The 24,690-nt window shown below is 65.1% G+C and carries 18 protein-coding genes; 10 read left to right on the top strand and 8 right to left on the bottom strand.

The annotated features are described in order from the left end of the window. Positions 1-45: 45 nt before the first annotated feature. The 4 genes from AB6B38_RS11850 to AB6B38_RS11835 all read left to right on the top strand — a co-directional run bounded on the left by AB6B38_RS11850 (position 46) and on the right by AB6B38_RS11835 (position 3,979). Complete coding sequence (locus AB6B38_RS11850) at positions 46-465, top strand: helix-turn-helix domain-containing protein (protein WP_371393061.1); 420 nt, start codon at positions 46-48, stop codon at positions 463-465. A 73-nt stretch (positions 466-538) separates the two neighbouring features. Further along, positions 539-1,723: a methionine adenosyltransferase gene (gene metK / locus AB6B38_RS11845; protein WP_371393060.1), complete on the top strand. Its 1,185-nt coding sequence runs from the start codon at positions 539-541 to the stop codon at positions 1,721-1,723. Positions 1,724-1,727: 4 nt separating this feature from the next. Continuing rightward, positions 1,728-2,417 carry a tRNA (guanosine(46)-N7)-methyltransferase TrmB gene (gene trmB / locus AB6B38_RS11840; RefSeq protein WP_371393059.1) on the top strand — a complete coding sequence of 230 codons (690 nt, stop codon included), beginning with the start codon at positions 1,728-1,730 and terminating at the stop codon, positions 2,415-2,417. A 791-nt stretch (positions 2,418-3,208) separates the two neighbouring features. After that, positions 3,209-3,979 carry a Bax inhibitor-1 family protein gene (locus AB6B38_RS11835; protein WP_371393058.1) on the top strand — a complete coding sequence of 257 codons (771 nt, stop codon included), beginning with the start codon at positions 3,209-3,211 and terminating at the stop codon, positions 3,977-3,979. Between the two features lie 221 nt (positions 3,980-4,200). Here AB6B38_RS11835 and AB6B38_RS11830 read toward each other — a convergent pair whose 3' ends face one another. Then, entirely contained in the window at positions 4,201-4,527 is a 327-nt protein-coding gene (locus AB6B38_RS11830; protein ID WP_371393057.1) for a DUF2794 domain-containing protein, read from the bottom strand. A 333-nt stretch (positions 4,528-4,860) separates the two neighbouring features. On the opposite strand from AB6B38_RS11830, the gene AB6B38_RS11825 reads away from it, so the two are divergent. The 4 genes from AB6B38_RS11825 to AB6B38_RS11810 are packed head-to-tail and all read left to right on the top strand — an operon-like array spanning position 4,861 to position 9,234. Beyond that, on the top strand, positions 4,861-5,628 hold the full coding sequence (locus tag AB6B38_RS11825) for an ABC transporter ATP-binding protein (RefSeq protein WP_371393056.1): 768 nt from the start codon (positions 4,861-4,863) through the stop codon (positions 5,626-5,628). Further along, positions 5,625-6,365 carry an ABC transporter permease gene (locus tag AB6B38_RS11820; RefSeq protein ID WP_371393055.1) on the top strand — a complete coding sequence of 247 codons (741 nt, stop codon included), beginning with the start codon at positions 5,625-5,627 and terminating at the stop codon, positions 6,363-6,365. Before AB6B38_RS11825 ends, AB6B38_RS11820 begins: the two co-directional genes overlap by 4 nt. Then, on the top strand, positions 6,362-8,200 hold the full coding sequence (locus AB6B38_RS11815) for a Gldg family protein (protein WP_371393054.1): 1,839 nt from the start codon (positions 6,362-6,364) through the stop codon (positions 8,198-8,200). The genes AB6B38_RS11820 and AB6B38_RS11815 overlap by 4 nt, the downstream gene beginning before the upstream one ends. Further along, a complete protein-coding gene (locus AB6B38_RS11810) occupies positions 8,197-9,234 on the top strand; it encodes a DUF4340 domain-containing protein (RefSeq protein WP_371393053.1) in 1,038 nt (345 codons plus the stop codon). Before AB6B38_RS11815 ends, AB6B38_RS11810 begins: the two co-directional genes overlap by 4 nt. 10 nt (positions 9,235-9,244) lie before the next feature. Here the strand turns inward: AB6B38_RS11810 and AB6B38_RS11805 are convergent, their stop codons facing one another. From AB6B38_RS11805 to AB6B38_RS11775, 7 genes are all read right to left on the bottom strand, one after another. Further along, positions 9,245-9,976: a DUF1223 domain-containing protein gene (locus tag AB6B38_RS11805; protein WP_371393052.1), complete on the bottom strand. Its 732-nt coding sequence runs from the start codon at positions 9,974-9,976 to the stop codon at positions 9,245-9,247. 91 nt (positions 9,977-10,067) lie between these two features. Then, on the bottom strand, positions 10,068-10,802 hold the full coding sequence (locus AB6B38_RS11800) for an inner membrane-spanning protein YciB (RefSeq protein WP_371393051.1): 735 nt from the start codon (positions 10,800-10,802) through the stop codon (positions 10,068-10,070). Between the two features lie 82 nt (positions 10,803-10,884). Beyond that, on the bottom strand, positions 10,885-11,730 hold the full coding sequence (locus AB6B38_RS11795; RefSeq protein ID WP_371393050.1) for a hypothetical protein: 846 nt from the start codon (positions 11,728-11,730) through the stop codon (positions 10,885-10,887). After that, positions 11,730-12,860 (bottom strand): signal recognition particle-docking protein FtsY, encoded by a 1,131-nt coding sequence (gene ftsY, locus AB6B38_RS11790; RefSeq protein WP_371393049.1) that lies wholly within the window; start codon positions 12,858-12,860, stop codon positions 11,730-11,732. Before ftsY ends, AB6B38_RS11795 begins: the two co-directional genes overlap by 1 nt. Continuing rightward, on the bottom strand, positions 12,857-14,164 hold the full coding sequence (mtaB, locus tag AB6B38_RS11785) for a tRNA (N(6)-L-threonylcarbamoyladenosine(37)-C(2))-methylthiotransferase MtaB (protein ID WP_371395102.1): 1,308 nt from the start codon (positions 14,162-14,164) through the stop codon (positions 12,857-12,859). Before mtaB ends, ftsY begins: the two co-directional genes overlap by 4 nt. An 85-nt stretch (positions 14,165-14,249) precedes the next feature. Next, positions 14,250-17,444, bottom strand: coding sequence for an efflux RND transporter permease subunit (locus AB6B38_RS11780; protein WP_371393048.1), 3,195 nt, complete (start codon positions 17,442-17,444; stop codon positions 14,250-14,252). After that, on the bottom strand, positions 17,441-18,595 hold the full coding sequence (locus tag AB6B38_RS11775) for an efflux RND transporter periplasmic adaptor subunit (RefSeq protein ID WP_371393047.1): 1,155 nt from the start codon (positions 18,593-18,595) through the stop codon (positions 17,441-17,443). Before AB6B38_RS11775 ends, AB6B38_RS11780 begins: the two co-directional genes overlap by 4 nt. Before the next feature lie 212 nt (positions 18,596-18,807). On the opposite strand from AB6B38_RS11775, the gene AB6B38_RS11770 reads away from it, so the two are divergent. Together AB6B38_RS11770 and AB6B38_RS11765 are read left to right on the top strand one after the other, a co-directional pair. After that, positions 18,808-20,568, top strand: coding sequence for an autotransporter assembly complex family protein (locus tag AB6B38_RS11770; protein WP_371393046.1), 1,761 nt, complete (start codon positions 18,808-18,810; stop codon positions 20,566-20,568). Further along, complete coding sequence (locus tag AB6B38_RS11765) at positions 20,568-24,689, top strand: translocation/assembly module TamB domain-containing protein (protein ID WP_371393045.1); 4,122 nt, start codon at positions 20,568-20,570, stop codon at positions 24,687-24,689. The genes AB6B38_RS11770 and AB6B38_RS11765 overlap by 1 nt, the downstream gene beginning before the upstream one ends. The last annotated feature ends 1 nt before the right edge of the window (position 24,690 follow it).

Below are 24,690 nucleotides of genomic sequence, written 5' to 3'. Positions count from 1 at the left end.
GTTATCAAGGACATGTGGGCTTTGCTTGTTCAAGGATAGTTTGTCATGCCGCCCAACCCGCGAGAGCCCAATCCGATAGACCGTCATGTCGGTTCACGCGTCCGGCTGCGCCGGCAGATGATGGAAATGAGCCAGGAGAAGCTTGGCGAGGAGCTCGGCGTCACGTTCCAGCAGGTGCAAAAGTATGAGCGCGGGGCCAATCGCATCGGTGCCGGACGGCTCTGGCATCTGGCGCGGGTTCTCGAAGTGCCCGTCTCCTTCTTCTACGATGGCGCCACCAGCACGGCGCAGCAGCCCACCGGATTTGCCGAAGGCGACCAGACGCCGATCGTCAATGACTTCCTGCAATCGCCCGACGGCGTGGCGCTGGCACAGGCCTTTTCGAAAATCACCGACCCCAAGGTGCGCCGCCGTGTACTCGAGCTTGTCCGCTCGCTGGCCGACAGCGATCAGGCCGGCGAATAGGGCGGGTACACACTTCCCCGCTTGCGTTCGCGGCCCAGATGGTCTTTAAGCCCGCATATAAAGGAAGCTTTATATGAGGTCATTTGTGGCGCGTTCATCCTATATCTTTACCAGCGAGAGTGTTTCTGAGGGGCATCCCGACAAGGTATGCGACCGTATCTCCGACACGATCGTTGACCTCTATCTTGCCAGCGACCCGGTGGCGCGTGTGGCGTGCGAAACGCTGACCACCACCAACCGGATCGTGCTGGCTGGCGAGGTGCGCTGCGCCAATGAGGTGTCCGGTGACGCGATAGAGGCGGCCGTGCGCGCAGCGGTGAAGGATATCGGCTACGAGCAGGACGGCTTCCACTGGGAAACGGCGGCCTTCTCCAACTATCTTCACGAACAATCCGCCGACATCGCCGCCGGTGTGGATGAAGGCACAGGCTCCTATACCGAGGAAGGCGCAGGCGATCAGGGCATCATGTTCGGCTTTGCCACCGACGAGACGCCGGAACTGATGCCAGCCCCCATCCTCTATTCCCACCAGATCCTCAAAGAGATGGCCCGGCTGCGCAAATCCGGCGCGGTGAAACAGTTCGAGCCGGACGCCAAGTCGCAGGTGTCCCTGCGCTATGAGAACGGCCAGCCGGTTGGCGTCACCTCGGTGGTGGTCTCCACCCAGCACACTGCAGGCGCGTCTCTGGACGAGGTGCGCGAGCTGGTGCGCCCGGTGGTGAAATCGGTGCTGCCCGAGGGCTGGTTCCCGCCCGAGGACGAATTCTACGTGAACCCGACCGGCAAGTTCGTCATTGGCGGACCGGATGGCGATGCCGGCCTGACGGGCCGCAAGATCATCGTGGACACCTATGGCGGCGCGGCGCCCCATGGCGGCGGCGCGTTTTCGGGCAAGGATCCGACCAAGGTGGACCGCTCGGCAGCCTATGCCGCGCGCTATCTGGCCAAGAATGTCGTGGCAGCGGGGCTGGCGCGAAAGTGCACGATCCAGCTCGCATATGCTATCGGCGTGGCCAAGCCTCTGGCGGTCTATGTCGATCTGCACGGCACGGGCAATATCGATGAGGCAAAGCTGGAAAGCGTGCTGCCGCAGCTGATGAATCTGTCGCCGCGCGGCATCCGCACCCATCTTCAGCTGAACAAGCCGATCTATGCGCGCACGGCGGCCTATGGCCATTTCGGTCGCACGCCGGACGCTGATGGCGGCTTCTCCTGGGAGAAGACCGACCTTGTAGACCAGCTCAAGGGCCTTGCCTGACGCCATGAGCGAGGAAAAGCCCGCCTCCTCCCGGCGCCTTTACGGGCGGGCCAAGGGCCATGCCCTGTCGGCGCGCCAGCAGCATCTGGTGGATACGATGCTGCCGGGCCTTAGCTGGGCCGATGAGGGCGCGGTTGACCCGCAGGCCCTGCTGCCGGGCTTCAAGGCGCATGTTCTGGAGATCGGGTTTGGCGCGTCCGAGCATCTGATCGGGCAGGCCGCGCGCGCATCCGATACCGGCTTTATCGGGATCGAGCCCTTCCTCAATGGCGTCGCCAAGGCGCTGACCGGCATTGAGGAGCACGGGCTTTCCAATGTTCGGGTGAAACGCGCCGATGCGCGCGACGAGATCGAACGCATGCCCGATGCCGCTTTTGACCGGGTGTTCCTGCTGTTTCCCGATCCGTGGCCGAAAAAGCGCCATGCCTTCCGGCGGTTTGTGCAGGCCGATACCGCGGCTCAGCTGTCGCGCATCCTGAAGCCGGGCGGGCGGCTGAGGGTGGCAACCGATGTGCGCGTCTATGCCGACTGGGCGCTGCCGCTATTGCTGGACGTGCCGGAGCTTCAATGGACGGCCGCTTGCGCCGATGACTGGCGTGTCGCGCCGGAAGATCACATCACGACGCGCTACCAGTCCAAGCATCTGGGCGATATCGACCCGGTCTTCATGGATTTCGAGCGTAAAGCCGCCTGACGCAGCGTCCAACACCCCCATCCCCACCCGGTTCCGGAGTGAGGTTGAGGCAACGGATGGCGCGGGCGGCCATGGGATGGCCAATCGCGAACGTTCAAACGGGCCCTCTCAAGGCCGCCCGCACGCAGGTGTTTCTTCAGCCGGGGCGGATACCTTACGCTGCTCCATAGCCGTAGCCTCCGTGACGTCAGCAAGCCCTCCCAAGGGTCAGCCGGTCCAGCTGGACCTGTATAGCCGTCCACAAGGGTGAGACGAGCCGCGCCCGCTACGGTTTTCCGCTCTGCCGGCCGCCTGAACCTGAGGGTGAACCCCGCGTCGATGCCCGGCATTGGCCAGACATCAGGGCGCACCCCGTCTCAAGTCACCGCTTCATCTCCCGGCCGGGACGCATTCCGGACCGCCGTCTTGCCGGAGATGAACGCTGGCTATTATGCGGCAAGTTCACAGGAGGGGGATAAGTGGGGATCTATCCTCCGCCTCTTCGTCACCCCCGTGACGACGGGGGTCCAGAGATCGAAGGGCAAAGACAGTTGCCAATCAGCTCTGGATGCCCGCTTGCGCGGGCATGACGAGGGGCAAGGCAATGCGGGTGATGACAGTGTTTGGGGTTTGAATGGGCGAGCGAAGCGGGCGTCTCGAAGGACGAGGGGAAAGATATGGGCCGCCTGACACAGCTTGTCATGGCGGTTTCCCTTGAATCGGGCGTGTTTCCCCATGATATATAGAAACAAGCGTGGGTGCCGTCGCACCCGTCCGCTGCCCCTGTTTGCAATGAGGTTAGTGAGACACCCATGAACCAGTTTTCCAGACCCGCCTATGGCGCAGGCACGCTCGACACAAGCGTCGATGCCGGGCTTCGCAGCTTCATGCTGGGCGTCTACAACAAGATGGCCCTTGGCCTTCTTGTGTCGGGCGCGCTGGCCTTCCTGATCGGCAGTGCGGCCATTCCGGCCCTGACACAGGCCGTGCTGACCCCGCCGCTGATCTTTGTCGTCCAGTTTGGTCCCATCGCGCTGCTGTTCGGCTCGATGTTCTTCATGCGTAACCCCTCTCCGGTCGGATCGGCGGTGCTGTACTGGGCGATTGTCGCGCTGATCGGCTCTGGCCTGTCCATCTGGGTGGCGCTGGCCCTGTCGGGCGTTGCCGGCGAAACCATGTCGGGCACGACGCTGAACATCACCTTCGGCACCATCGCGCAGGCTTTTGCCATCACGGCCGCGGCCTTCCTGGGCCTGTCGCTCTATGGCTACACCACGAAGACGAACCTGCAGCCCTTGCGCGTCTTCCTCTTCATGGGCGTGCTGGGCGTGATCGCCATCGGTATCATCAACAGCTTCTTCATCCAGTCGAGCGGCATGGAAATGATTATCCAGCTGGCCGTGCTGGTGCTGATGGCAGGCGTGACCGCCTGGCAGACGCAGAACCTGAAGCTGACCTATGCCAGCATTGCAGGCGACCAGCGCTCCATGGCCGTGATGACCAATTACGGCGCGCTGAACCTCTACATCGCGTTCGTGAACATGTTCCAGGTCATCCTGATGCTGCTGGGCAATCGCGACTAGGCTTCAAACGCCTTTCGAACATGAAAGCGCCCCGGTCATCTGGCCGGGGCTTTTTTTGTTGCCGAACTGTTGTCATGGCCCGGCTTGTCCCTGTCTCCCCCCGTTCACGGGGGGAGTGCCGCGAAGCGGCGAGGGGGGGGGAACTCATAATAAAACATCCCCCCTCCGGTCCTTCGGACCACCTCCCCCGTAAACGGGGGAGGACAAGAGAGATCGTCACCTCACGCCAGCCTTAGCCGCGCCTTGTCGAAAACTTTCAGCACCTGCGCCAGCTCATGGCCGCGCCTGAGGATCACGCCGGTGGCCGAAACGATCTTCCACGCGCCCTGCTTTCGCGCATCGGCAGGCGTCTTGACGATACGGTAGAGGGGAAACTCCGCCGCGTGGCGGAAAACGGAAAACTCCGCGCGGTCCTTGAGGCCGTCAATGGCGTAGTCGCGCCATTCGCCCGCCGCCACCATCATGCCATAGACACGCAAAATCGTATCCAGCTCGCGGCGATCGAACATCACCTTGGGGCTGCCAGCTTGCGCGTCCAGTGGTGTCATGCCGGTGTCCAGATTGCGGATGACCCAGCTTGGGGGAATTCGCGTCGACTTACAAAGATTTCATGCGCTGCCACAGTCCCGCCTTATTCCCGCCGTCCGCGCGCCGCACCGCGTGCGCATTTTGAGCGGTGCCGGTCGGTTCCGGGCCATCAAGCCTGATCTGGATTTCAGCCCCCCCAGCCCCCCGGATCCGGGCTTGCCGGGCTGGCCGGTACACCCCCTTTTTTCCAGTATCTTGCGCGCCAGCATCACCGATGCGGCTAGCCGCGGCGCGTCAGGCGCGCTATGGCTTTGCTTTCTCGTTTTTCCTGCGACCTGGTTCTTGCCCGCCCCATGATAGACGCGCATGACCTTGTGAAGCATTTCGGCCCCACGCGCGCGGTCGATGGCATCAGTTTTTCGGCTGCAAAGGGCGAGGTTGTTGCCCTGCTCGGCCCGAACGGGGCTGGCAAATCCACCACGATGCGCATGCTGACCGGGTGTCTGGAACCGGATTCCGGCACAGCCGCGATTGCCGGCCATGATGTGGTGCGCGCACGCCGCGCAGCCCAGAGCGCGCTTGGCTATCTGCCCGAAGGTGCACCCGCCTACCCGGCCATGACACCGCGCGCCTTTACCCGGTTTCATCTGCGTGTGCGCGGCTTTACCGGCAAGGCGCTTCGCAACGCAGCCGAGCTGGCGCTGGAGCGCGCGCGCATGGGCGAGACTGCCAACCGGCCCATCGGCATGCTCTCCAAAGGGTTCAAGCGCCGTGCGGCGCTGGCCGCCGCGATTGCCCACGATCCGGCCGTTCTCGTCCTTGATGAGCCGACCGACGGGCTGGATCCCAACCAGAAGGACGGGGTGCGCGCCCTGATCCGCATGATGGCGCCGGAGAAAACCATATTGATCTCGACCCATCTGCTCGATGAAGTCGAGGCGATATGCACCCGCGCGATTGTCATCACAGGCGGGCGTATTGTCAGCGATACAACGCCCGCCGGCCTGATTGGCAGCGCGCCGGACCAGAGCCTTGCCGGTGCCTTCCGGATGCTGACGGGCAACAGCGCCGAGCAATCGGCCGCAAAGCTGAAACGCAGCCGCAAGAGGCCATCCGCATGACCGCGCTGTGGGCCGTCTTCAGGCGCGAGCTTGCCGCCTATTTCGAAACCCCGCTGGCCTGGGTGTTCCTGACCGCCTTTGCCATCGCCGCGCCGAGCTTTGCCTGGCATGTGGGCCGGCTTTTCGATACGGGCCGGGCCGATCTGACCCCGCTTTTTGACTATCTGCCCTGGCTTCTCATGGTACTGATGCCCGCGCTGGCCATGCGCGCCTGGGCCGAGGAGCGCGAGACCGGCACGCTGGAAATGCTGCTGGCCGCGCCGATACCGCTATGGGCCGCGGCGCTGGCGAAGTTCCTCGCCGCATGGAGCCTTGCGGCGCTGGCGCTGGCGCTAACCTTCCCCTTGTGGATGGCCGTCAATTATCTGGGCCATCCGGACAATGCCGCGATTGCCACCGCCTATTTTGGCGGGCTGCTTCTGGCAGGGGGATATCTCGCGATCTCGCAGGCCCTGTCGGCGACCACCTCCAACCAGGTCGTCGCCTTTGTGCTGGCCATGGGGGTGTGCCTCATCCTGACGGCCGCCGGCCTGCCGCTGGTGCTGGACGCGGTGGCGGCGCATCTGCCGGGCGTGTTTGCCGAGGCGATGGCGGGCCTGTCAGCCCTGTCACGCTTTGAATCGCTGCGGCGCGGCGTTATCAGCCTGGCCGATCTCATCTATTTCCTCTCGCTCATCGCAACGGGCCTTGCGCTGGCCATGGCGCTGATCGACACGCGGCGCGGAGGCGGACGATGAATCCGGCACGGCTTCTCGCGCTCGTCGCCTCCGGGCTGGTGGCAGGCTTTGTCGGCCTGAACCTGCTGGCGGGCGTGTTTGCCGACGGCGTGCGCCTCGATCTGACCGAGGGGCGGCTCTACCGGCTCAGCCCCGGCACGATCGAGGTCATCAACCGGCTGGAAGAGCCGGTCGCGCTGAATTTCTACTATTCGCGCGGCGCGGCGGCGCGTTATCCGGCGCTGCGGGCCTATGGCGCGCGCGTGCGCGAGCTTTTGCGCGGTGTCGCGGCGCGCTCTGGCGGACGCATCCAGCTTTCAGAGATCGACCCGCAGCCTTTCAGCCCGGCAGAGGACGCGGCCATCGCCGCCGGTCTTGAAGCGGTGCCAACCGAGGATGGCGGACAGCTTTTCTTTGGCCTGACCGGCACCAACACGCTGGACGGAACGCGTATCATCGCCTTTTTCGATCCGGCAGAAGAAGCCCGGCTGGAATACGAGATCGTCCGGGTGATCGCGGAGCTGGAGCGCGCGCGCACGCCCGTCATCGCCATCATCTCCTCCCTGCCTTTCGCGCCGGGACCGGATGGACGCTCAGCCAATCCGATCATCGATGCGCTGGCGCAGACCTATGATGTGCGCTGGCTGGATGAGCGTTTCACCGCCATTCCCGACGCAGACGCGCTCTTCCTCCTGCACCCGCCCAACCTCACCGAGGAGCAGCTTTATCTTGCCGACCAGTTTGCGCTGCGCCGGGGCCGCGTGCTGGCCGCTCTCGATCCGCTGGCCCATCTGGCGCTGCGCACCGGGCCGGACGGATTGCCGCCGGTCAATGCGCTGCGCACCTCGCGCCTGCCGCGCCTGCTGACGCGCTGGGGGGTGGGCTATGATCCAAGCTATGTGGCGATGGACCGCGAGCATGGCCTGCCCGTTCAGGTCAGCGAGGCAGGGCGCACCCGCACGCGCGCCTATCCGCTCTGGTTCTCAGTGCCGCCCTCCGGCCTGTCAGACGCCATGCCGGCAACTTCAGCCCTGTCACAAGGGGTGAATTTCGGCTCGCCCGGCCTGCTGGAACCGCTGGGCGGGCAGGCGAGCTTCAATCCGCTTATTGTGACCGGGCAGGACGGGGCGCGCATGGACGGCGATATCGCGGCGACCTCGCCCTCGCCGGACGCGCTGCAGCGCGATTATGTGCCCGATAGCAATGCGCCGCTGACACTGGCCGCGCAGCTGTCCGGTCCTATCAGCACGGCCTTTCCTGACGGCCCGCCTGCCGGTGAGATACGCTTTGAGGCATCGGCGCATATCGAGGGGCCGGCGCAAGCGGAGATCATCGTCATCGCCGATGCGGACTGGCTGGACCCTGCCTTCTATCTGCGCGCTGACGGGGCGAGCGGAGACCAGATGGTCGCCGACAATCTGGCACTGATGCTGAACCTTGCTGACACGCTGGCGGGTGATCCGGCCCTGGTCAATCTGCGCTCACGCAGCGGATCGGCCCGTCCCATGGTGCGTGTCGAAGCCCTGCGCGCCGAGGCGGAAACACGCTTTCGCGAGCTGCAGGACGGGCTGCGCGCGGAGCTGGCCGATGCCGAAGGGTCTCTGGCCCGCCTGAGCGCCGCCGGGGAAGCCTCCACGCTGGGGGGGGCCGGGGCGGCAAGCGCGGCACGCGCCGACGCATTGAGGGAACGGATTGTCGCGGCCCGCGCCGCCTTGCGCGATGTGGAGCGCGGTTTCCGGCGTGAAATCGTGGCACTGGAAAACCGGCTGCAGTTCTGGACCATCTGGGTGCCGCCCTTGCTGGTCATCGTGATGGCCGTGGCGACCACCCTGATCCGGCGGAGGCGGCGCACATGATCCGCTACCGCCTGTTTGGCCGCCGCGCCCGGCGCGCCTTTGTCATCGCGCTTTGCGGCTTCGCGCTTCTGGCCCTGGGCAGCGCCGCTCTTGTCAGCGATGCCTTGCGTGACGCGCGCCGGGACGTGTCCGGCCCGGTCCTGCCGGGCTGGAGCGACATGGCAGGCCGCGCTGCGGGTATCGAGATCATCACCTCTGACAATCTGTTCCGTATGGAGCGGACAGAAAATGGCTGGACCATGCCCTCGCGCGGAAACTATCCGGTACGCGCGGAATATCTGGCCGAGCTGGATGCGGGATTATCATCGCTGAGCTATACGGCTGCGCTGACCCAGGATCCGGCCCGGTTTGACCGGCTGGGCCTGGATGATCCCGCCCTTGGCGGATCCGGCACCAGCCTGGTCATCACCGATGCGGACGGGAACAGGCTCGCCTCGCTAATCGTGGGTGATACGCGCGGAGACAACCGGCTCTATATCCGCACAGGCAGGCAGGAGCGCGCCTTTGCCGTTGAGGGCAGCCTGCCCGACATTGCCGATCCGGGGCGCTGGCTGGGCCTTGATTTCTTCAATCTGGAGCCGTCGCGCATTGCGCGGGCCTATATCGTGCCGGAAAGCGGCCCGGCCTATATTCTCGAGCGCGAAAGCCCGGCCGCGCGCAATTTCGATCTGGCCAGCCCGCGCACATGGCAGCTCATCACGGCCGGGGCCGCCAACGGTGTGGCCAATGCCGGCGCGCGCGTGCGCTTTCGCGATGTGGGTGAGGCGGGTGACGATGCAGGCGCGCCGATAGCGCTTCACCGGGCATCGACCTTTGACGGGCTGGTCTACGAATACCGCTTTTTCCGCGAAGAAGGCGCGATCCGCGCGCAGATCAGCGTCGATGCCAGTAATCACGACGTGATGGACGAGGCTTCAACCCTGCACCGTCATGTGGAGGGGTTCTGGTTTGTGGTGAGCGGGGATGCCTATGAGCGCATGACGCGTCCGCTGGAGCAGGCCGCCACGCGCTCTGTCACGCCGGTGACCGAATAATAGCCGCCTGCTAGTCGCGCAGGCGCGAGGCAGCGACGAGCCGGCCGCCGGGGCCATCCTGCACCAGCACGGCCAGGCCGAAATCCTCCGCCGGACCGGCAAATTCCAGCGCGTAATGCCCGCCATGCCAGTCATCGAGGCGCTCCAGCGCGGCCACCGTATTATGGTGCTCCATCTCGGCCCCGGCATTGCGCCCGCCATCAATAGGCACCACGATCAGGCCGGGACGGTAGGTGACGGCCCATACCTCGGCCGGGTTTTCACGAGCCGGGCCATCAAGTTCCAGACGAAGCCGCTGACCGGACAGGCGTGACAGGGCGATATCGCCGTTCAGCGGCAAGCTGGTCGCAACCCGGGCCGGCACGTCATCACGGGTGAAGCGCAGACGCTCCGGCCCGCCATTGATGACAAAATGGGGCGTGAAGACGCGGTTCGCCTCACCGGCGCGGATATAATCCTTCTGGCGGTCAGCAAAGGCGGGCTGGGCGAACTGGTCCTCCCAGCCGAACATGTCCCAGTAATCTACGCCATAGGAGAGCGCGATGACGCCATCGCGCGCAGCCAGCTCACCAAAACGGCGATTGGCCTCCACGCAGGGCGGGCAGCCCTGGCTGGTAAACAGCTCCACCACGACCGGCGTCTGCTCGGAATGATCCGGATTGGGCGTTTCGCCAATGCCGGCGGGGTAGCTGGCACAGGCATCGGTGAGCGCGAAAGCAAGAAGAGCTGGGATCAACATCATGAACTAACTGTAATGCGCGAAGCTCGCACCTGCACAATCAACTCGCCGTGACCATAGTCAAGAGCGCTGGCGCGGGAGTTTTTCGCAACCACTACCGTGCAGGCGTGGCGTCCGGTTCGCTCCCAGCGGTCTCGCCTTGCGGAATTTCCTCGCCGGTCGCGCTTGCATCGCCACCTTCCTCATCATCACCCTCGCCGGGTGCGCGCGCCCATTTCAGCGTGATCGGGATGTTGAGGGCCACGAAGACCGCGAAGATCGGATAGGTGCCCAGAAGGCGGAAATTGACCCAGAAGGCTTCCGACAGCTCCAGCCAGTCGAACATGCGCGCAGAATCCACCACCACGCTGTCGGTGATGTGGCGCCACAGCACTTCGTTGACCGCCGCCAGGAAGATGAAGAACAGCGCCCAGCGGATCGCCAGAATGGTCCAGATGCGTTCGGGCATCTCGAACACGGACGAGAAGAGCGCCTTCCACACATTGAAGCCGAAAGCAAAGCTGAACAGGATCGTGAACGCAAACAGCAGGTTGATGATGGTCGGCTTGATGAAGATGAAGATCGGGTCCTGCAGATAGATCGTCATCGCGCCAAAGAGGGTGACGATCACGAAGGTGACGACCAGCATCGGCGGGAAACGCTTCTGGGAGATCGCCGCATAGGCCAGCGCAATCGCGGTCGCGGCCATGAACAGCCCGGTCGACCAGTAGATCGCGCCCTCGTCCAGCACCCGGTTGGCGATATTATAGCTGATCATGAAGACCGCAGCCGGGCCGACATCAACCAGCAGCCTTGCTCCCTGTCCGATTGTCTTGCCGTTCGTGCTCATGGCGGGGCGTTCCTGTTCAGCGCTAGTGTGACGGGTGAGAGCCTTGCCTGATTACGCAAGCCTTGGCCAGCCGGATTGGTAGCTAGCCCAGCTGCAACAGCGCCAGACCGCCTGCGAGGATTAGCGCCAGCACGCCCCTGCGCAGACCGAAGGGCTCTTTCAGCACGAGGGCGGCAAGGATCGCGCCGAACACGATGGAGGTCTCGCGCAGCGCAGCCATCGGGGCGACCGGTGCGACCGAATAGGCGTAGAGCGCGAGCGTGTAGGTAGCGAGATTGAAGACCATGCTTTTCGCTGAACCGGGAAGCTCCTGCAGCGCTGCCGTCACAATGCGCCGTCCGCGCCGGGCAATCGCCGTGACCCACATCGTTACCGCCGAGAGCAGGAAGAACCAGACCGCATAAAGGATCGGATCACCGGCGGCGCGTACGCCCGATGCGTCCACCACCGTATAACCTGCCGTCATAACAGCCGCCGACAGTGCAAAGCCCAGAGCCGCCGCCTTGGGTACGCCGTTTTTCTCCGGCCAGGCAAAGGCGACAATCGCGCCCGACGCGGTAGCAAGGCCGATAATGGCAATCAGGCTCAGCGTCTCATCAAGGAAGAAAAAGGCAAATAGCCCCGCCATGGCGGGCGCGGCCCCGCGCATCACCGGATAAACGAGGTTCATCTCGCCGCGCTGGAAGGCGGCGATGAGGAACATGTTGAACGCCCAGATGATGGCGGCGCCGAGCAGCAGGAAGCGCCACACCTCCCATTCGGGAAAGGGCAGGATAATCGCCAGCGGCAGGCAGACCGGCACGCACAGCACGATGGTCACCGCGCGAAAGACCAGCGTGTCCTTCGCCTGCTTGGTGAACAGCGTCATCACCGAATGCGCCATGGCCGAGCCGATCATGGCGAGCGCGGCGAGCGCATTTACGTCCATCAGGCGTCCAGCCCCGCCAGCGCTCTGGCAAAATCACGCGCGATGAAGGGCTGGAGATCATCCTCGCCCTCGCCGACACCGATGAAATGGATGGGCAGGGCGAATTTTTCGGCCACCTGGACCAGCGCGCCGCCCTTGGCTGTGCCATCGAGCTTGGTCATCACGATACCGGTGACGCGTGCTGCCTCCATGAAGGCTTCGGCCTGCGAGATGGCGTTGGAGCCGACCGTGCCGTCCAGCACCAGCACGACATGATGAGGAGCCGCCTCGTCCATTTTGGCGATCACGCGCAATATCTTGCGCAGCTCCTCCATCAGCTCGGCCTTGTTCTGCAGGCGGCCTGCCGTGTCGATGAGGACGGCGTCGGCTTTCTGGTGCTTGCCTTCCTGTACCGCGTCATAGGCAAGCCCCGCCGCATCTGCCCCGTGGGGCCGGGAGAGGAATTGCGCGCCTGCGCGCTTTGACCAGACTTCCAGCTGCTCCACAGCCGCCGCGCGGAATGTGTCACCGGCTGCGGTGATGATATTGGCGCCCTCACGCGTCATCTTCACGGCCAGCTTGCCCAGCGTGGTCGTCTTGCCCGACCCATTGACGCCGACGAAGAGCAGGACTTGCGGGGCAGGGCCGGAAATATCGAGCGGGGCCTGATAGGGCTCCAGCGTCTCGGTGATGACATCGGCCAGCGCCTCGCGAATTTCGGTGTCGGTGACATCCTTGTCGAAGCGGTCCTTTGCCAGCCGGTCGATCACCTTGGCAGCTGTGGCGGCGCCGAGATCAGCCGCGATCAGCAAGTCCTCCAGCTCGTCGAGGGCTTCGCTGTCCAGCTTGCGCTTTGTGAAGACGCCCGATAGCTGGGCGGAGGATTTGGCAAGACCCGATGAGAGCCGCTTGAAAAAGCCTTCAGGCTTTGCCGGAACGGGCGGCGCTTCGGGTTCGGGTGCTGGCTCCGGCTCCATGGCGGGATCGGGCACTGGCGTGACGGCATCACCCTGAACCGGACCGGCAACAGGCGCCGGCGTCTCCTCTCCCGGAGCCGGGGCTGGCGCGTCAGATTGCTCTACCGGAGCAGCCTCGACAGGTGTTTCCGCCTCCGGCTTGTTCTTTTTCTTGCCAAAGCCGAACCAGTTCATACCGCCTCCAGCGCGTCTGCGATGAGATGGGTAGTGTCATGGCCCGTAATGGCCGCGCGCACCAGCGCGCCGGGCCGGGCCGGGCTGTCCATGCGGGCGGGCGCGAAATTGCCCGCGCGCGCCAGACCGTCTTTTTCCACCAACAACACCTCTTCGCGCCCTACCATGGCGGCCAGATGGGCGGCCAGCGCCGCCTCGCCCTTTTCGCGCAAGGTGCGTGCGCGTTCCTTGATGATAGTGCCATCGACCTGCGACATGCGCGCAGCCGGCGTGCCGGGGCGGGGCGAATAGGGAAAGACGTGCAGATAGGCGAGCTGGCACTCATCCACGAGGCGCAGCGAGTTTTCAAACATTTCGTCGGTCTCGGTCGGGAAACCGGCAATCAGGTCCGCGCCAAAGGCGATATCGGGGCGAAGGGCTTTAAGCCTGTCTGTCAGCGCGATGGCATCGGCGCGCAGATGACGGCGCTTCATGCGTTTGAGGATCATGTCGTCGCCTGCTTGCAAGGACAGATGCAGATAGGGGCAGAAGCGGTCTTCGCTGGCGATCACGTCCATCAGATCATCATCAATCTCGATGGCATCGATGGAGGAAAGCCGCAGGCGTTTGAGATCCGGCACCAGTTTGAGGACTGCCTTTACCAGCCGGCCAAGCTTTGGCGCGCCGGGCAGGTCATTGCCCCAGCTGGTCATATCGACGCCGGTGAGCACGACTTCAGTATGGCCGGTCTCGACCAGGCGGCGCACCTGATCGACCACATCGCCCACAGGGGCGGAGCGCGCATTGCCGCGCCCGTAAGGGATGATGCAGAAGGTGCAGCGATGGTCGCAGCCCGTCTGCACCTGCACATAAGCGCGCGCACGGCCCTCCAGCCCGTCCACCAGATGCCCGGCGATTTCTGTCACGGCCATGATGTCACCGACCGAGACAGTCTCGCCGCCGGAGATGGCGTGCGCACGGAAGGTATCGCTTTTCAGCTTCTCCGCATTGCCGATGACCCGGTCCACTTCCGGCATGGCGGCAAAGCGTTTGGGGTCAATCTGGGCGGCGCAACCCGTCACGATCATTTGCGCGGACGGGTTATCGCGCTTCATGCGGCGTATGGTCTGGCGTGCCTGACGCACCGCCTCGTTCGTCACCGCGCAAGTATTGATGATGATCGCGCCGGAAAGCCCGGCCTCGCGCGCATGATCGCGCATGACCTCGCTTTCCCAGGCATTCAGGCGGCAGCCGAAAGTGACGATTTCCACGCCTTCGGCTCCGCCCTCACGGGCGGGTGCTGCCGGATCGGCAGGCTCAAGCATCGCGTTATCGGGGCCCTGGGCGCTCATGGCCGGGATAAGTGAGCCTCCACACGCCATGGGTCAAGCCGGGCGGTGTGTGCAGCCTCTATTCGGCCGGTTCGGCCTGGGGCTGGACCTCGCGCACTCTCACCCCGCGCAAATCCTCCACAATCAGCACATAGGCTGGCAGGAGCAGCAGGATAAGCGCGGAAGCGAAGAGCAGGCCAATGCCCAGCGAAATGGTCATCGGCACCAGGAATTGCGCCTGCGGGCTGGTCTCCAGCATGATGGGGAGCAGGCCAAAAGCGGTCGTCAGCGTCGTGATGAGGATGGGCCGGAAGCGCCTTGCCGTCGCCTCCGAGATCGCGTCGGCGGGCGTATATCCCCGTCTGACATTGAGATTATAGCGGTCCATCAGCACGATGGAGGCGTTCACCACCACGCCGGAGAGCGCCACCATCCCGAAGAGCGACGGGAAGGACACGTCATACCCCATGAGGAAATGGCCGAAGATCGCCCCGCCCACGCCGAAGGGAATGGCGATCAGGATGACCAGCGGCTGTACATAACTGCCCAGCTGGGTGGCCAGCAGGGCGTACATGATGATGACGGCAAACAGGAAACCCTGCCCGATGGAAGCAAAATCCTCCGCCTGATCGCGGCCCGCACCGGAGAGCTCCCAGCGCAATTGCGGAAACTGTGATGTTAGGTCTGCCAGAAGGCGGTTCTCCACGATGGCGCGCGCGTCATCGGGCGTGAGGATGGCGCGGTCCACATCGGCTGTCACCTCGATCACGCGGCGGCCGTCCACTGAGTCGATGGCCGTCAGAGACCGTGTTTCGGTGATATCGGCCGCCACGCTTAACGGTATGGCCGTGCCATCGGCGGCACGCACCCGGAATTGCGACAGGTCATCAAGGCTGGTGCGTTCGCCTTGCGGATAGCGCACAAAGACGCGCACTTCCTCGCTGCCGCGCTGGATGCGCTGGATTTCCTCGCCGAAGAAGGCCTGACGGGCCTGCCGGGCAATGTCGGAGGCGCGAAGGCCCGCCGCATCGCCAGCCGGGGTCAGCGCAAAATTCAGTTGGCGCTTGCCCAGCTCATAACCCCCGTCAATGCCGCTCACGGCGTCGATATCGCGCAGGCCCGCGACCAGCTGGTTTACCGCCTGCTCCAGCGTTTCATTGTCGGGATGGGAGAGCTGGTAGGCGATATCCGGATTCTGGGGCCCGGCAGAGGCGGTGAATGTCAGGCGCTCGACCCCGGCCAGCTGGCCGATACGGGTGCGCCATTCGCGCTCCAGCTCCGTAGAGGACAGGCGGCGCTGTGAGGAGGGAACGAGGCGTATCTCGATCTGGGCGACATGGGATGCGATGGACGTAGAGCTGACCGAGCCCGGCCCGCCGAACAGGCTGGTCTGCCCGCCAATCACCGCGGAAATGGACTCAAAGACCGGCTCGCCGCGCTCTGCATATTCCGCCTGCATGGCCTCTGCCTCGTCCAGCATGCGCCGTGCGGCGGCGTGCGTCGCCTCAAAGGGGGCGCCGGTAGGCAGAACGAGGCTGGCCGTGATGGAATCAGCCTCGATATTGGGGAAGAAGACAAAACGGACTGTGCCGGTGCCCAGCAGGGTAAAGCAGGCGATCAGGACGCAGAAACCCGCCACCGCAACCAGATAGCGCATGCGCCCGGCAAACTGCGTCCAGCTGCGCAAGGCGTTGTCGGCAAAACCGGCCACGACACTGTCCACGCGAGTCTGGATTGCCCGCATGGGGCCGCGCGACCAGGTGGAACCGCCTGCCAGCTGGGTCGGGAGGACGAAAAAGGCAACGATCAGCGAAACCACCAGAATGGAGATAACCAGTATCGGGATGGGCCGGGTGATCTCGCCAAACGTGCCGGTGATGAACACAAGCGGCCCGAACGCGGCGACCGTTGTCAGCACGCCAACCAGCACCGGCGCGGCAACCCCTGTCACCCCGGCAATGGCCGCCTCCTTGTTGGATCGGCCCTTCATGCGTTCACGGTCGGTGTTTTCGCCCACCACAATGGCTGCATCCACCACGATGCCCAGCACGATGATAAGTCCGAACGTGGTGATGAAGTTGAGCGTCACCCCGGCTGCGCCAAACAGGGTGAAACCGCCCAGAAACGCAATCGGCACGCCCAGCGCCACCCAGAAGGCAAGGCGCAAGTCCAGAAGCAGCACCAGAAGCAGGAAGACGAGGGTGAAGCCGAGAATGGCGTTGCGCGCCAGCAGCGAGACCCGGTCGCGGAAGACCTGGCTCTGATCGCTGGCAACGCTCAAGGAAATGCCCGGCGGCAGGACCGCTTCATCGGCATAGGCCATGGCCCGCGCGCGCACCCGTAACAAATCCTCATTGCCGCGCAGCTGCACATCGACAAGGGCTGCCGGCTGGCCGTTGAACAGGCTGATGAGCGGGTCTTCGGCAAATCCGTCCGTGACACTTGCCACATCACGCACACGGATGCGCGAACCGTCGGCCTGCGCGCGCAGGACAATCTCCTCAAACGCCTCGCCGGTTTCCGCGCGCGCATTGGTGCGCAAGAGGAATTCACCAGCTCCGGTGCGTATCTGTCCGCCGGAGAGGTCTATCGACGCGGCGCGAAGGGCCTGGGCCACCTCTCCAAAGGTGAGGCCATAGGCACGCAGCGCTTCCTCCGACACCGCAATGGAAATCTCATAGGGGCGCACCCCGCGCAGCTGCACGGTGGAAATGCCGCTCACGCCCAGCAGATCGCGTTCCACCTGTTCAGCCGCGCGGCGCAATGCCCCCTCGTCCACCGCGCCGGTCAGCACCAGGGTGAGCACGGTTGTCGTGGGCTGGGGAATGCGTATCTGCGGCTGCTCGGCATCGGCGGGCGGGAAGCTCACCAGCGAGTCCACCGCCGTCTGCACATCGTCGCGGACAATGCGCGGATTGGCGAACTCACTGATTTCTATCGTGACCGTGCCGACATTCTCAGCAGCCGTGGCGCGCACCTCACGCACACCATCAAGGCCGATAACGGCCTCTTCCACGCGGCGTGTGATGGATTGCTCCACATCTTCGGGTGTCGCCCCGGGATAGAGCACCGAGACGATGATGGTGCGCGGGGTGAACGTGGGAAACACTTCGGTGCGCATGGTGGCTGCGCTGATCGCGCCGCTGAGCAGCAGCAGGATCATCACCAGATTGGCCGCCACCGGATTATCGGCAAACCAGCGGATCAGACCCGCGCCGGGCAGACCCTGCTCTGCGGGCGTGTCAGGAGAACCCGAAGGGCGTGCGCCGCTCAATTTTCCCGCTCCGCGATAATGGTGACCGGCCCGCCCAGAACCGATTCCGGCAAGGGCGAGACGATAACGCCGTCACCGGCATCGAACGGCGCAGCAACCACGCGTCCTTCAGAGCGGTCCAGAACGGTGACCTCCACCGGGACAATGCGGTTGTCTCGCACAATGCGCACCTGGGAGAGACCAGCAAGCGCCGAGGCGGGAAGACTGACCGCCTCGGAGAGCGTCGCCCCGTCTATCGAGACATTGGCAAACAGGCCCGGACGCAGGCTTTCAGGATCATCAGGCAGGATGAAGACGGTAATCAGGCGCGACCTGTCGTCCAGCCGCGCACCCTCGCGCACAATCGTGCCTGTCATGGCGGGCGCTGCGCCAGCCTCGAAGCTGAGCTGGACGGTGCGCCCGGTTGCCGGCGCGATCCTGGCCAGCTCCTCCGGGCTTAACGGCACGGCTATTTCCAGCGCATCAATGGCATAAGCTTCGCCATAGGGCTGGCCTGCGCCAAGCGTCTGGCCAAGCTCGATACGCGCCTCGGCAATGCGCCCGTCAAAGGGCAGGCGCAGGCGCGTACGGTCCAGATTGAGCCGGGCCTGCTGGAGATCGGCGCGCGTGGAGGTAACACGGGCGCGCGCAGCCTCCAGCTGGGGTTCGAGTGCGGTGAGCGGCGCAATGGGCTGGCCGGGATAGAGCGCCTCCCATTCCTCGCGCGCCAGCGCGGCTTCGGCGTCAAGGCGCTGCAGCGCGCTTTGCGCGTCCGCATAGGCCGCCCCCGCCCGGTCAACCGCCAGACGGTAATTGCGCGGATCGATCAACGCCAAGGTCTCGTCCGCCTCAAAGCGCGCGCCGGAGCGCACCGATGGCGACACCTCCACTACCTGCCCGCCCACTTCCGGCGTCAGATTGACCAGCGCCCGCGCCCGCACCGTGCCGGTCGTGCGTACGCGCACGGTGTGCGCGGCGGCGCGCGGACGCACTATCTCGACAGGAGCGGCCGTCATGTCCGCGCCGTTACCATTGGAGGCGGGCCGCGCGCTGCTGGCCGCCAGCCAGGCCGTCAAGGAAAGGGACAGGATTATGATGGCGATAATGATGGCAAGCTGCACCCAGCCCAGCCAGCTGCGCTCCTCACGAACGTCCTGCACGTCACTGCCCATGGTCACCCACCCTCACGCGTCCTGGCTAACCTAACGCGTCTACTGCGTTTGCACAGTGGGCGCGGCGCCGCACCAACATGAAATTCCGGTTAGCTTGTGTGCGCCCGCGCGATTGGCCGCTAACCTGCAACCGGTAATGACGCCAGAGCCTTGAAGCCATAAGGTGGACGGTGCTGGGGTAAGGCGAAACGGAACAACAATTGAGAGCAATCTTGCCCATCCGCCGGCATATCCTCCTCGCAGCCAGCGTGCTTGCGCTGACAGGCGCTTCGGCGTCTGCGGTGCCACTGGCGCGCGTCGAAGGGGTGGAGGACCCGGCACTCAATGCCGCCATAGCGCGCATAGTGGGTGAAGCCCCGTCCCATTCGGACAATCGCTGGCGCAACCGGGAGCGCGCCCGTGATGCTGGTGAGCAGATCCGCCGCTACCTGGATTCCCAAGGTTATTTCGCCGCCCTGATCGATCCGCGCCTTGATGACGACCAGCGCCCGCTGGTGCGTGTGCGCCCCGGTGAACGCTTCACCATCAGCACGCTCGATATCCGCTTTGAAACGCCCGAAGGCGGCGCGCAGCCCGGCGAGGATATTCTCGCGGCGGCGGCCTTGCGCACCGGCCAGCCCATGCGGGCGCAGGATATTATCGAGGCGGAAGCCGCCCTCACCGAAGCGCTGCGCAATAATGGCTGGCCGCTGGCACGCGCCGGAGAGCACACCTTCACCGCCGATCATCTCGATGCATCGGTCACGGTCGAGATGCGCTTTGTCACCGGCCCGTTCCTGCGCTTTGGCGATCCGCAACTGGCAGGCGGTCTGGCTGATCTGCACGAGGATTACATTGCGCAGATTGCCCCTTTCCGTCCCGGCGAACCGGTCAGCGCACGCCAGCTGAATGTCTACACCCAGCGCCTGCAGGCGCTGGACAGCGTCGCGCTGGCCGAAGCCAGGCTGGCCCCGGCAGAGGACGATGACAGCAATGTCCGCGCGGTTGATGTGCGTATGGAGCCGACGCCGCGCCACCGGCTCCAGCTGTCGGCGCGTTACGCCACAACCGAAGGGGCCGGCGCCGAGGCGGAATGGGCGCGGCGCAATCTTATGCGGCGTGACCAGACGCTGACCCTGATCGGGCGGGTCTCGGAGCTCAATACCGGGGGCGAGGCGCGGCTGGTCTTCCCGCACTGGCGCCGATTCGCGCAGACGCTGGAGCTGGGTGGCGGGGTGTCGCTGGAAAGTACCGATGCCTTCGATCAGGACTCGGTCAGTGCACGCGTGTCGCTGTCGCGTCCCGTGACCGATCAGCTGTTTGCCTCGGCGGGCGTGTCCGGCCAGGTCGCCCGGATCACGGACGCCACCGGCCAGCGCACGCTGAACTCTGTCACCTTTCCGCTGGGCCTGGCCTATGATGACCGCGATGATGTGCTGGACCCCCGGTCGGGCATTGGCGCAGAGCTGGAAATCCGGCCCGGTCTGACCTTCGGCGATACGCAAAGCCAGTATGTACGCGCCGCGCTGGGCGCACGCACCTATTTCCCGATCAGCGAGCGTATGCTGATTGCCGTAAGGGGGCGGGTTGGCGGCCTGTTTGGTGTCGATGCGCAATCGGTCCCGGCGGATTTGCGATTTTACGCAGGCGGCGGCGGATCGGTGCGCGGCTATGGCTATCAGGCCCTGTCTCCGCGCGTCATTGGCGTGAATACCGGCGAGCTGGAGCCGTTTGGCGGGCGTTCGCTGGTGGAAACCAGCGTCGAGGCCCGCTGGCGGTATTCGGAGCGGCTCGGCTTTGTCGGCTTTGTCGATGGCGGTGTCGCCAGCGCGACCATTGAGCCGGATTTTGACGACATGCGCTTCGGCATCGGGGCCGGGGTCCGCTATTATCCCGGCTTTGGTCCCTTGCGGGTGGATATCGCCGCGCCGCTGAACCGGCGTTCGGGCGATGCGCCGGTCCACATCTATATCAGTATCGGGCAGGCGTTCTGATGTCGGTGCTCTCCTCTTCGCGCATACGGCTGATCGCCCTGATCTTCGCCTGGACGTTCGGCATCATCACCCTGCTGAGCGTGGTGACGGCCGGCATTGCCGTCGTCACCCTGACCGGCCAGACAGGCCGTGATCTGGTGGTGAGACTAGCCGAAGGCCGGCAGGTGGCGGGCTATGGCAGGCTTTCCCTGTCCGGGCTTGAGGGCAATCTGTTTGACCGGCTGACCGCAAGGCGCATCACCCTGTCTGATGAGGACGGCGTCTGGCTGGAGCTGGAAGACGCCGTGTTTGAATGGACGCCTGCCTCGCTGCTGGCCAACAGGCTCGATATCGCGGAGCTGTCGGTACAGCGCGCCAATGTGTTGCGCCGTCCCGTGCGCGAGGAACAGCCGCCCGGCGGCGGGCTGCCCGATCTGGGCGTGAACCTTCAGCGTTTCGAGATCAACGCCCTGTCACTGGCCGAAGGCGTGGCCGGTCAACCGGCCATCATCGCGGTTCTTGGCCGCGCGCAAGGACAGGGCACGCGCTGGAATGCCCAGCTGGACGCAGACCGGATCGATAGCCCCGGAGACCGCGTGGCGCTGTCGCTTGTCACCGATGGTGACATCGCCTTGCGCGCCGATATTGATGCCGAGCCGGGCGGGCCGCTGGCCAGCCTGCTCCAGGCAGACGCGTACGGCGCGACCGCGCGCATCAGCGTGGATGGCACCGCGGACACGGGCGGCGGGGACATGGTATTGTTCATCGGCGACAGGCGTGCTGGCACCAGCACGCTGGCATGGTCCGGCGGGCTATTGAGCGCTGACGGCCAGTTCAGCGCGCGGGCCTGGGAGAATTTCGAGCAGATCGATGCCCTGATTGGCGGCGATATAGAGTTTGCCATCGAGATTCCGCTTGGCGAGGCAGGCGTGACCGCGCCGCAGCTCGACGCCATGTCAGGCGAAATCCGCGCGCCGCGCCTGTCATTGACCGCCGCGCGCCGGGCCGAGGGTGTCGCCTTGCAGGTGCGCGAGGCCGCTGGCCTGGTGAATGCACTATTGCCGGAGACCACGCAGCTTACCTCGCTCGCCGCAGAGGGGCTTCTCACACCGGCCAGCGGGGACAGTCCGCTCAGCTTTGAAGGCAGGATCGGCGCTGAAGGGATCACGCTTCCCATAGGCACTATCGCCCGCGCGACAGGGCCGGTGCGCGTGGAAGGCCCGCTGGACACGATCCGCGTCACATCCGCCCTGCAGACGCGCGGGAGCGTGCTGGAGCCTGACATTGTGCAGACGCTTGCCGGGGCAGAACCCTCGCTTCAGGCCGAGCTGGTGTGGAACAATGAAGCACGCCAGCTGGACATCATCTCCGCGCAGCTGGACGGCGCGGCCGGGCTTGTGCTGGCGGGTAGCGGCGAAGTGGACGCGGCGCGCGAGCGCATCGCGCTATCGGTGCGCTATGAGGGGCTGGCCATTGAACGCCTGACCGAACAATTATCGGGGCGGGCATCGGGAACAGCGGAAGTGACGCTGGGCTTTGACGGTTCGGGACAGCTGGCCGCTACAGGCCGTGCGCAGAATCTCGGACGCGATCTGGGTAGCCGCATTGGCGGTGAAGCACGCTTCAGCGCACGCGCGGAGCGGCACGCGGACGGCGCTCTGGCGCTGGAGGCGCTTGATATCGAGGCCCCCAATCTCGTTGCCGAGGCACAAGGCAATACTGACGAACAGGGCTGGGACATGGCCGGGCAGGCAGCGTGGTCAGGCGGGGCGCCGCTGGCTGCCATGGTGCTGGAAGGCACGGCCAGCCTGGCCTTCGAGGCAAGCGACCGGGACAACACGCTGCGCATACGCGCCGATATTGCCGCGCCGCGGGCGGGAGCCGGCCCGGTTGTGGTCAGCGATGCGCGGCTGCGTCTGGAAGGCGAAGGCCCGCCGGACGCCTTTGACGGTGCCTGGCGGCTGACCGGAAACGCAGGCACCGGCCCTGTGGATATTGGCGGGCGGGCATCACGCCGGGGCGAACGCGCCGACCTTTCCGGCATTGAAGGCCGGTTTGGCGGGTTCAACTTCACCGGGCGCCTGCAGGCCGAAGGCAGCCGGATGGGCGGGGCGCTGCGCGCGGTACCCGTCAACGGGTTCGGCTCTGCGGCCATCGCCTTCCGTCTGGCTGACGGCCAGATCCGAGCGCGCATCCGCGCCGAAGACATGGTGGGCGAGAACCTGACCTATCTGGACCGGCTGGAATTTGATGCGGACGGCCCGGTGGAGGATATCGCGTTCACGCTGGAGGCCGAAGGCGCCTATGGCGCACGCGCGCTTGTGTCAATGGAGGGGCGTGTTGTCACCGGCGATGCAGGCGGCACGCTCGGCTTCTCCCTGATCGGGCGCTATGGCGGTGTACGCATCGCCACACGTGAACCGGCCGATATCCGGTTCGGCCCGGACGGCACGCAGGCCCGGCTGGCATTCGGGCTGAACCGGGGAACGCTCGACGCGCTTCTGAGTACCGGCAGTGACGGCATGGAGATCACGCTGGATGCGCTGAATATCCCGGCCATGCTGCTCAGCCATCCTTCGGGCCGCGAGCCGGTGGGCGGCACGCTGTCAGGCAATGCAGCCCTGTTGCAGTCTGGTGGTGCCTGGACGGGTAATATACGGCTGGAGGCGGCGAATATCTCACCGCCTCCCGACCAGCAGCCCGAAGGCGCTGATATCACAATCGACGCCAGCCTCTCCCTGCTCCTGGATGCGGCTGGAGCGCGGCTGGAAGCGCGCGCGCGCGGCTCCAACCTGCAGGCGACGGCCGATGTGCAATTGCTGTCAGGGCCGGTGACCGGGCCGGACAGTCTCAGAGCGCCGGACACAGGGATACAGGGCCGGGCGAGCATTACCGGCGAGATCGGCACGCTGGCGGCTTTCCGGCTTGGTGAAGGCCAGAGCCTTTCGGGCAGCGCACGCCTGAACGCGGTGCTGGCGGGCAGTGTCGGCGCGCCCGATCTTGATGGCAGCCTTGTGCTGGAGGGCGGGCGCTTTGACGATCCGGCGACTGGCATTTCGGTGCGCGATCTGCGCCTGGATGCAAGGTTTGCCGAGGACGGTCTGGAGATCGATACATTGCGGGCGCGCAGCGCCGATGGCGGCGAGCTGACCGGCACGGGCAGTTTCAGCCTCGCCGGCGCCCGGCTGGACGGGCGCGCAGCGCTGAATTTCAGTGATTTCCTGATTATTGAACGCCCGGACCTGACGGCGGTTGGCGGCGGCAATGTAACCTTTGACGTCAGTGAAAGCCGTATCGAGATAGGCGGCGAGACACGGCTATCGCGCGCCGAGGTGCGTCCGCCCGAAGCCAGCCGTCCGGCCATCGCCCAGCTGGATGTCGTCCACATCAATGCCGCAGGCGCGCGTGAGGAAACGGCCGTGCACCGGCCCGGCCCGCAGATCGTTCTGAACTACCGCATTCATGCGCCGGGACGGATTTTCGTGCGCGGTCCGCAATTTGATTCTGAATGGTCAATGGATGTGACGGCGCGCGGGCCGGTCGATGATGTACAGCTAAGAGGCCGTGCCACGCTGCTGCGCGGGCGGGCCGATCTGCTGGGGCGGCCCTTCGAGATGCGCTCGGGCTCCATCGTCTTTGCAGGCGATCCGATGGAGGCGGCGATAAATCTGGTCGCTGCCCGTCAGGCGCGCGAGATAACGACCGAGATCCGCGTCGGCGGCGTCGTGCGCGCGCCGGAGATCACGCTGGCCTCCACCCCCAGCCTGCCACAGGACGAGATCGCGTCGCGCCTGCTGTTCGATCAGGGTGCCGGACAGCTGAGCGGTGTGCAGGCAGCCCAGCTTGCCGGCGCGGTTGCCAGCATGTCGATGGGCGGCGGGTTTGATCCGTTCGGTGCCTTGCGCAGCGGTCTGGGTCTGGACCAGCTCTCGGTGAGCACCACGCGTACCGGCGAAACGGTCGTCTCTGGCGGGCGCTATCTCACCGAAGATGTGTATCTGGAGCTGGAGTCAGGCGGCGGGTCTGCCGCCGCCACGACGCGCATTGAATGGGCGCTGACGCAGAACCTGACCCTGTTGTCACGCATCGCACCGGACGGCGATACCGGCGTCGCCCTGACCTGGCGGCGCGAATACGACTGAG

The organism is Glycocaulis abyssi, from assembly GCF_041429775.1.
In the GTDB taxonomy this organism is placed as follows: Bacteria; Pseudomonadota; Alphaproteobacteria; order Caulobacterales; family Maricaulaceae; genus Glycocaulis; species Glycocaulis abyssi.
Note: the sequence above shows the minus strand (reverse complement) of the source record. Positions and strands in the feature narration are given on the sequence as shown.